This window comes from Infirmifilum sp. (assembly GCF_049970975.1).
Lineage (GTDB): Archaea > Thermoproteota > Thermoprotei > Thermofilales > Thermofilaceae > Thermofilum > Thermofilum uzonense.
In genome coordinates this window covers 1-4,411 of the sequence record NZ_JBMFLX010000079.1, presented here as the reverse complement: position 1 = coordinate 4,411, position 4,411 = coordinate 1, and the positions used below count along the sequence as shown (strand labels likewise).

Genomic DNA, 4,411 nt, shown 5'->3' with positions numbered 1-4,411 from the left:
CTGAGCAATTTCGAAAAGCTCCTACAGGAAATCAGCAGGTACGAGCCAAAGGACGCAGCAAGGGAGTTTGTTAAGGCGTTGTCGGAACTTGCGGTTAGCATACCCGTACTGATCGTAGTCGACGAGGTCTATGCAGCCGCCTTTGAAGCCTTTGCAGGGGCTTCCAGGGAGTACGTTGATAGTGTGAGAAAGGTCTTAATGTTTCTTACATCGCTCATTGACGAGCTCAGAGGAACATTCCCGGCAGTACTTGTGTACGCTTCAGCCATGCAAGACGTTCAAAGATGGAGGGGCGTAATCGGACTGCACGTTGGTGATGAAAGAGAGCTACTCAAGGAGGCCGTAAAGTACTTTGAGGATAGAACTCGTAGAGTCGCACCTATTAACGTGAGAGATGTAAGCGAAGAAGAAGCTCTGGAAATTGTAAAGAAAAGAGCCGTTAGGTTAAAAGCCCCGATAAGTAAAGTGCTGTCTGATGGTGTGATTGAAGAGATTCGACGCGCGCTGTCCGAAATCGTGGGAGATTCCGAAGCTACAAAGTTTATTGAGGACCTCAAAAAGACATATCCGTTCTCACCGGTGTATAGAGAGCTTGTTAGAAAGCTCGTAGTTCCAGCTTATAGTGCTGACTTCGCCTCAGAGAGATTGCAGCATCTACGTGATTTAATCAAGATCAGCTCTGTTATTCTCGGAAGGGTACTGGAAAGCGGCGAGGATGCGTACCTGATAAGCATAGCCCACGTTGAACACGACGACATTAAGCACTTGCTGGATGAAGGTTATGCAAATGAGTGGCGTAGAAACACGCTTTCGTGGAACAGGTTTCTAGAGCTCGTGGAAGCCGAAACAAAGGATCACGACCTAGTTAAGATGGTTAAAGGCGCTATATCATCGGTGTACCTCAAATCCGTTACTAACAACGTGTGGGACTTACTACTAATGATGACCAAGAGCCCAGACGCTCTTCTACCGGAAGAGCTTGATAGAAGGGCTTTACCTCAGAGAGGGCTCATATTATCCCTAGTAGGCATTGTTGATATAGCCAAGCTCGGCAGGTATCCCGAGGTATTAGAGAGGCTTAATGTAGCGCCATACATACATAGCGTTGAGCGGGGCGAAAGCAAGTATTACTACGCGTCGTTGTTCGGAAACCCATACCAGCTACTTAAGGACATTCGCGAAAGCGAAATTCGCAGGCTTAGAGATGAGGAAGGGAGGCTAAAGGTTAGAGATGCCATCGAGTACGTAGGGGAGAGGCTTAAGGAGTATGCACTAGTGAGCGAGTTCAAACAAAACGCCCCGCTGAGCATGGAATTCGTGAAGGTCGGGGACTTTGAGGAAGTCACCGCCCATTTCACTGAATACTTGAACAAGAACGAGTTCACCATACTGGTGGTTTCGCCAATAGACATGGCCAATAAGCTACTTGTAGAGAAGGCAAGGTTTGAAGACGTTCTAGAGAGCATCAAAAGATCTATAAGTAAAAATGTGGGCAAAATAAAAAGTCCAAATATGTTCGCCGTAGTAGTCCCTTACGTCAATGAGGAGACCTTGGAAAGACTAGTCAGTTCACTAGCGGAAATCAGAGCCAGCGAGATAGTTGTCAACATGCTAAAGTCCGATATGAGCATGAGCAAGTTTGCTGAGCGTGCAGCAATGAGCCACAAGTCTCTGCTCGAGCTCGTGAGGAAGCCCGAAGAGGAGTTCAAGCGTATCGTTATGGAGATAGTAGCTCGGTTTAGAGAAAGACTTGAGATCTACGCCCAACAGCTCAGCAGTGCCGCAGTGCAGAACTTTACTTCAGACTTTATCAGCCTCTTCAAAAAAGTTGTGACGTTCGATCCCTCCACGGGCAAAATCGAGATATACGACCTCGAGATTTCGATCGATAAACAGCCTCAAACGCTCGGCGGAGTATTTGCATCGCTACCTGTGTGGATTACTAGTGCCGTTAGAGGAAGGCTGAAGGTGGCTAACGCAACGGAGATTAGTGCCAGGATCACGGAGTGGATTAAGATAATAGTTGGCACCCCTAATGTGAGGCAGGAGCTGCGCGAGAAAGGGGAATACAGGTACTCGTTACGCTCAATTGTAGACGGCCTCGCCAGGGGATGGCCCGACATACCGATAAAACCCGAATCCTTGGAGAGCGTAGAAAATGCTATTAATAGCCTCCTTCGTGGTAGAGTTATTCAGACGGACGACAAAGAATTAAAACTAATCGAAGTAGACGTTGAGAAGGATGACCTTATCATAAGGCCGAAGGAAGTGCCACCCCCGCTACCGCCGCCTAAAGGCATAGGTATTGCAGGATTTGAAACGTCAGGGGTAGATAACGTTAACATGGCCTTAGGAGGTATTGCTCGCAATAAAGAACTTGTGCGGCTGCTAAGCGTTGAAATACAAGTAGGCTCTGATGCCAAAATAGAGGTCAGGGGTTCTCTAGATAAAATCTCAGACCTCCTTGAAGACCTCATCAAATACCTCAACCGTTACAGGAATAGTATTACTTCTTGCAGACTTGTAGTACAGCTAGCTAAATTATATGAAAAGGATGAAGCCTTGCAAATGGTTAAGAACATGGGACTGTCACCTGGTGGGGTTAGGCTTATAGAAAGTCGAGAGCAGTGATTCGAGGCGCTAAGTACGTGAACGCGGTTTTAGAAACAACAACGCTACTCATCAACAGGCTTCGCGCCCTTCTCAACTTACTTCTTCAATACGTTAACTTTGACAGCCTTGAGGAGGCGTACAAAGTTGTTTTTGAGCTGTTCTATCAAGCTTCACGTCACAAACCCTTTTTACTGAAGAATTTACATAAAGATGCTCGCTTATCGGGAATGCTACAATACGCTGAAGAACTCCTAAGCGATGTCTATGAAGTGATTAGTGAGCGTAACATTGATGTCCTCGAATTAGCGCGTGAAATGTTTCGAAGAGCTAGTGCCGAGCTTGCTGAGGCCTCAAAAAGCGCGTCGAAATATGTGATCGTTTGCGATGGACTATCTATTATCGACGCTTTGTACATAGCTTGTAGATTAAAAAGAGAAGGGGCGGAACTCTTTATAGCCCCAATAATTAATCCTGGTGGTGCTACGGAGACGTACAAGTTCATACTCGAACCGCATAGCTATATTCAAAATGCCGACCTCACTCTTAACGATATTGCTCGTAGAATAGCCGAAAAAATGCGCGCAAAGCACTATATCGTTTTTAGGGATTACGATGAGTCCATTCACCAGTTAAAGAACGTCCGTGCCAGCGATATTATAGAGACAATGTACACGCTGACTTCTAAGTTGTACAGCAAGATTACTCGGTTGAAGGGGGGTTTTGGCAGCACTATAATCATGCTCTCAGATCACGGCTACGATATTGTAGAGAAGGAAGGAGGCTTGTACGATGTAAATCACTCCTGGAGCCCTCGGTCTCTTAGCGTAATTGCTTCATTACTAATAGTATAAGGGTGACGGTATGGGCAAGGGCTTGTACTATTTGATATACGTGGGTGATGGTGAAAGAGGTGTGCTGAGCCTACGGGGGTTGACCCCGGATTCGAGAGATTTCATAAGAATAAGTGGAAAACGCTCTGCTGAATTGTTCAATGGAGTAATGTCTGTGATAGACGCGTACGCCTTGAAATATAGTATCTCGAAGGACGGAGACAAAACCGTTGTAGAGCTTCCCGCCGACGTAGGCTATGCGGTACTCATTTACCTGTTGCTAACATATAGTGCCAAAGAACCGAATAAGTGGTTGAACTTCCTAGAGAGGCTCCTAGCGGGAAAGGCACCTTTATCAAAGTACCTTAATGTATTTGTTCACCTAGCTATCGATCTGAGCAATTTAAAATACGGCTGTGGAGGTAGAGGAGCTATAATTAAACCCACTGCAGCAAGAACGGTTTCATCGATGATGCGCGTGTTAATTGAGAATCTCTAAAACTTAATTCAGCACTTTGTTCTGCCTATTAAGGAAGGTGAAGTGTGATCAAGCCCAACGGAACTCAAAACATTTCATACTTTTTGGGCCTTCTCTACTGTTTTCGATTCGATATGTGGTCGAGTTTCTTGTGCCTAGCAATCTCAGCTGCTATTAATGGGCTTATAATGTTCTTGAGTATGCGCATCATTCCAGCGTGTCTCAGGCTGCAGGTGCTGAGCTAATATGTATTAATGCAGTTCGCTTCGACCTTATTGACAAGCTTCTCATCTGGAGATCTTCAGCAGGTCGAGACCCTTGTTGAAGTTCTCATGCAACAGCTCTATACACGAGAAGTACGGCGTCCCCGCGGTCGTGGTCAAGGGGGCCACTTGAAGACGGACAGGGTTGTCGACGTCCTCTTCTACGAGGGCAACTACTACCTGTACGAGGCCGAAAGGATCGAGTCGGGCTGCCTCCACGGAGCCGG

Annotated in this window: 3 protein-coding genes and 1 pseudogene; all 4 read left to right on the top strand. The window is 46.4% G+C overall.

The features are described 5' to 3' along the window. On the top strand, positions 1-2,631 hold a 2,631-nt coding region (locus ACP5KC_RS08260), incomplete at its 5' end, for a hypothetical protein (protein ID WP_428287245.1). 17 nt (positions 2,632-2,648) lie between these two features. Beyond that, entirely contained in the window at positions 2,649-3,464 is an 816-nt protein-coding gene (locus ACP5KC_RS08255) for a hypothetical protein (protein ID WP_428287244.1), read from the top strand. Between the two features lie 10 nt (positions 3,465-3,474). Then, complete coding sequence (locus ACP5KC_RS08250; protein WP_428287243.1) at positions 3,475-3,942, top strand: hypothetical protein; 468 nt, start codon at positions 3,475-3,477, stop codon at positions 3,940-3,942. 254 nt (positions 3,943-4,196) lie between these two features. Beyond that, positions 4,197-4,411 (top strand): annotated as a pseudogene (locus ACP5KC_RS08245) (hypothetical protein); the annotation flags it as partial.

Coding starts and splice junctions, on each gene's coding strand:
- ACP5KC_RS08250 (WP_428287243.1), top strand. CDS start 3,475: ATGGGCAAGGGCTTGTACTATTTGATATACGTGGGTGATGGTGAAAGA.